6 protein-coding genes are annotated in these 4,265 nt (G+C 62.6%); 4 read left to right on the top strand and 2 right to left on the bottom strand.

Features of this window, described 5'->3' with window-relative positions; genetic code table 11:
- Window positions 1–249 (bottom strand): amidase family protein (locus EN884_RS27680; protein ID WP_245491997.1); only part of this gene is annotated, 249 nt, incomplete at its 3' end.
- Between the two features lie 152 nt (window positions 250–401).
- On the opposite strand from EN884_RS27680, the gene EN884_RS27685 reads away from it, so the two are divergent.
- The 4 genes from EN884_RS27685 to msrB all read left to right on the top strand — a co-directional run bounded on the left by EN884_RS27685 (window position 402) and on the right by msrB (window position 3,161).
- Window positions 402–941, top strand: a complete 540-nt coding sequence (locus EN884_RS27685) for a sigma-70 family RNA polymerase sigma factor (RefSeq protein ID WP_063169719.1) — start codon at window positions 402–404, stop codon at window positions 939–941.
- Window positions 938–1,666 (top strand): anti-sigma factor, encoded by a 729-nt coding sequence (locus EN884_RS27690; protein WP_082826618.1) that lies wholly within the window; start codon window positions 938–940, stop codon window positions 1,664–1,666. Before EN884_RS27685 ends, EN884_RS27690 begins: the two co-directional genes overlap by 4 nt.
- 221 nt (window positions 1,667–1,887) lie before the next feature.
- Complete coding sequence (locus EN884_RS27695) at window positions 1,888–2,445, top strand: fasciclin domain-containing protein (RefSeq protein ID WP_013528492.1); 558 nt, start codon at window positions 1,888–1,890, stop codon at window positions 2,443–2,445.
- A gap of 212 nt (window positions 2,446–2,657) precedes the next feature.
- Window positions 2,658–3,161 carry a peptide-methionine (R)-S-oxide reductase MsrB gene (gene msrB, locus EN884_RS27700; RefSeq protein ID WP_013528493.1) on the top strand — a complete coding sequence of 168 codons (504 nt, stop codon included), beginning with the start codon at window positions 2,658–2,660 and terminating at the stop codon, window positions 3,159–3,161.
- Window positions 3,162–3,359: 198 nt separating this feature from the next.
- Here the strand turns inward: msrB and EN884_RS27710 are convergent.
- On the bottom strand, window positions 3,360–4,265 hold a 906-nt coding region (locus tag EN884_RS27710; protein ID WP_128360846.1), incomplete at its 5' end, for a DHA2 family efflux MFS transporter permease subunit.

Raw genomic sequence — 4,265 nt, forward strand, 5'->3', positions numbered from 1 at the left:
CTTGATGGCGATGCCGAGATCCTTGATGGCGAAGGGAACACCAGCCAGCGGCAGCGAGGGGTCGACGGTCTTGGCGCGGGCGCGGGCGGCATCGTAGAGCGGTTCGGCCGTGGCATTGATGTCGGGACGGGTGGCCTCGGCGCGGGCAATCGCGGCGTCGGTCAGTTCGACGGCCGAAACCTCGCCCTTGCGGACCAGATTGGCGAGGCCGGTGGCATCTTCTTCCCAAAGGATCCGTTCGACCGACATGCGCGCTCCCCCATCAATGAAGGCAAGCTAGCCAGTGGCAATTCCATTGGCAATCGACCGACGGATCCGGGCCGGCGACACACAAAAGCTTAGGCGTGCACAAGGTTATTTCCGTCGTTGCAAATACATGGCAATCGCCTAATTTGCCTGCAATGACGCCGCAGGACATCACCAAGCTGATCGTTCGGACTTCGATGAAGGATCGGGCCGCGTTCGATCTGCTTTACCGGCAGACCAGCGCGAAACTTTTTGGCGTCTGTCTTCGTGTATTGAACGACCGGGGAGACGCGGAAGAAGCGCTGCAGGAAGTCTTCGTCAAGATATGGACGAAGGCCGACCGTTTTGCTGTTTCCGATCTAAGCCCGATCTCCTGGCTGGTGGCAATCGCGCGCAATCATGCGATCGATCGCATCAGAGCGCGGCGCAACCCCGCCGCCGACATCGATGCCGCGCTCGACGTGGCCGATCCGGCGCCGGGGCCTGAAGCGATGGCGGTGGCGGGCGACGAATCCGAACGTATCCACCATTGTCTCGATGAGCTGGAGAAGGACCGGGCAGCAGCCGTCCGGGGCGCCTATCTCAAGGGCGAGAGCTATGCCGAACTGGCGGAGCGCCATGGCGTGCCGCTGAACACGATGCGTACATGGCTGCGCCGCAGCCTGTTGAAACTCAGAGAATGCCTGGAAAGATGACGCTGGCAGAAGACACAGGACCGGAACGTGGAGGCGACGACCTGCTCGCCGCCGAGTACGTTCTCGGCGTGCTCGATGCCGACGAACGCCAGATCGTCTCTCGCCGCATCGATGCGGATACGGTTTTCGCCCGTCTTGTCGAGGACTGGGAGGTCAGGCTCTCACCGCTTGCCGCCGCCTTTCGGGAAGTCGAGCCGCCGGTTTCGGTGAAGACCGCGGTCGACCGCCGCCTGTTCGCTACCGCTGCCGCGGTGAGCAGGCCCGCCGAAGTGCGCGGCGGCCTTTGGTCCAGCCTGGCCTTCTGGCGCGCCCTTGCCGCAGCCGCGGTTGCGGCACTGGCGATTTACATCGCCGTGCCCGTCTTCAACCCGCCGGTCGAGCAGCCGCAGGCGCGCCTCGTCGCTTCGCTGGCCGCCGAAGGCAGCGACGTCAGATATCTTGCCGTCTACGACGCCGCGCATCACGAAGTCGGCCTGTCGCATGTCTCCGGTGAGCGTGCTTCCGGCAAGGACTTCGAGCTGTGGATGATCGAGGGCAAGAACCCGCCGGTCTCGATGGGCGTCATTCCGACCGGTGCTACGGCACATATCGTCGTCTCGCCGGCGGCCCAGCAGAAGCTTGCCCAGGGCGCGGTGCTTGCCGTCAGCCTCGAGCCGTCGGGCGGTTCGCCGACCGGACAGCCGACCGGACCGGTGGTTGCCGCTGGCGACCTGAAGAGCATCTGACCGGCTCTTCACCTGAAAAATCACAACAGACTATCATAAGTCTATCCTTCGCTGAACATGCCCATAGACAGCATGTCGGCAGGCGGCCGATGGCTCGGGAAATCCCTCTGCGCCGTGGATAAAATCAAGAATCACAATATTTCTGAAACTCGGGCGAGTTTGTTCCGTATCTCCTCGCGTCCCCAAGAATGGGAAGAGAAAAACCCGAGGAGTTCGACATCATGCGTAGATACGCCACCCTTTTGCTCGCCGGTACGATCGCCGTTTCGGCCCTTGCCACCGCCGCCTACGCCGAAAACCCGATGGTTGGCGGCGCCGCCATGTATGCCAACAAGAACATCGTCGAGAACGCCGTGAACTCGAAGGATCACACCACGCTGGTCGCCGCCGTGAAGGCCGCCGGCCTTGTCGAGACGCTGCAGGGCGCCGGTCCGTTCACCGTGTTCGCGCCGACCAACGAAGCCTTCGCAGCCCTTCCGGCCGGTACGGTCGAGACGCTGCTCAAGCCAGAAAACAAGGACAAGCTCACCAAGATCCTGACCTGCCATGTCATCGGCGCCAAGGCGATGGGAGCAGATGTGGCCGCGATGGCCAAGGCTGACGGCGGCACCCACAAGGTCAAGACGGTCGGCGGCTGCGAATTGTCGCTCAAGGCCGACGGCGGCAAGGTCACGGTCACCGACGAGAACGGCAATGTCGCCAATGTGACGATCGCCGATGTCGAACAGTCCAATGGCGTCATCCACGTCATCGACAAGGTTCTTTTGCCCAAGATGTAACAAGGGGCTTGCTGCCGGCGAACTGACGGCAAGGACCCTCCGTCGATTGCACGATCCCGCTCCCGTGATCCGCAATTGGCCCGTGCACTTCGCGCCCGCCTGCATTCGGATGTGGGAGGGCGCGGAGTGTTCGTTCGAGGGGCTACCGTCACCGGCTTTTGATTTCCGCGCGGCGGTGTAGTTTGGCAAAAGGACATCAGGAGGAACTGGTCATGAACCGTCGCGACTTTCTTTTGAGCGGTGCCGCCGCCATCGGCGTGATCGGGGCCGCGGCAACGATGCTGCGCATGGGCGATCCGCAGGCAGCACAAGCGGCCGAGAGCTTCGAGGTCGTCAAGACCGACGCCGAGTGGAAAGCCATCCTGTCGCCGGCCGCCTTCGACGTGCTGCGCAAGGAAGGCACGGAGTACCCCGGCACCAGCCCGCTGCTCAACGAACACCGCAAGGGCATTTTCGCCTGTGCCGGCTGCGACCTGCCGGTCTATTCGTCGGAGACGAAATTCGATTCCGGCACCGGATGGCCGAGCTTCTGGCAAGAGATCCCCAAGGCGATCGGCACGACCGTGGACAGGTCGCTCGGCATGACGCGTACCGAGGCACATTGCCGCCGCTGCGGCGGCCATCTCGGCCATGTCTTCGACGACGGTCCGGCGCCGACCGGCCTGCGCCACTGCATCAACGGCGTCGCGCTGACCTTCAAACCGGCCACGGCCTGAGTCCATAGACCCGAATGCAAAAAACTCCGGGCTTGCGGCCCGGAGTTTTTTACGCGGTCAGAGCTTTTCGGGCGTGGACTGGAGGAGCTTCCCGAAACCGCTGCCCACGTATCCTTGTCTTGTCGCAATCTCCAAGGGAAAGCGCTGCGCGCTTTTCCCGGGAAAACCGCCTTACACTTTTCCTGGAATTGCTCCCTATCAGTGCCCCCCACCGCCGCCGCCACCCGGTGCGGCCGGCTTGCGGATCAGCATGGTGAACAGGCCAAGCGTCGCAAACAGCACCGTCAGCATGAAGAACACGTCCATGAAGGACAGCAACGCCGCCTGCTGCTGGACCATGCCAGACAACTTGGAGATCGCAGCGCTTGTCGCATCGAGGCCGGGGGTCTGCTCGAAATTGCGGGTCATGTTCTGCAGCTTGGTCTGCGCGGCTTCACTGCCCCATTGCACATGCTCGGAGAGCCTTGCGTAGTGGAAGGCGTTGCGGTCGATCAGCACGGTATTGATCAGCGCAAGGCCGACGGCACCGCCAAGGTTGCGGGTGAGATTGAACAGGCCGGACGCGTTCTTCAGCCGCTCGGGCGGCAAGGTGCCGAGCGCGATGTTGTTGATCGGAACCATGCACAGCATCATCGAACAGCCGCGCAGGATCTGCGGGATGAGCAGCTCATAGAAATCCCAGTCGGCGGTCAGATGCGTCATCCACCAGGTGCCGGTGGCGAAGCCGAAGAAGCCGATCATCATCATCAGGCGCGGGTCCATCTTGTTCGACAGGATGCCCGAGATCGGCGCGGTGAAGAACATCGCCAGGCCGCTGACGAACAGAGCCTCGCCGATCATCATCGAATCGTAGCCGCGGATGCGCCCGAGGAACACCGGGTAGAGATAGGTCAGGCCGTAGAGACCGATGCCGATGACGAACGAGAATAGCGAGCCGAAGGCGAAGTTGATGTTGGTGAAGGCCTTCAGGTCGACGATCGGCTCCTCGGCGGTGAATACGCGCCAGAAGAACAGGACCGCGCCGACGGTCATGACGACGGCGCAGATGAAGACGCCCTGGTCCTGCAGCCAGTCATTGTTGGGGCCTTCCTCGAGCACATATTC

The sequence above is a fragment of the Mesorhizobium sp. M7A.F.Ca.AU.001.01.1.1 genome (genome assembly GCF_004022735.1).
GTDB lineage: Bacteria > Pseudomonadota > Alphaproteobacteria > Rhizobiales > Rhizobiaceae > Mesorhizobium > Mesorhizobium ciceri.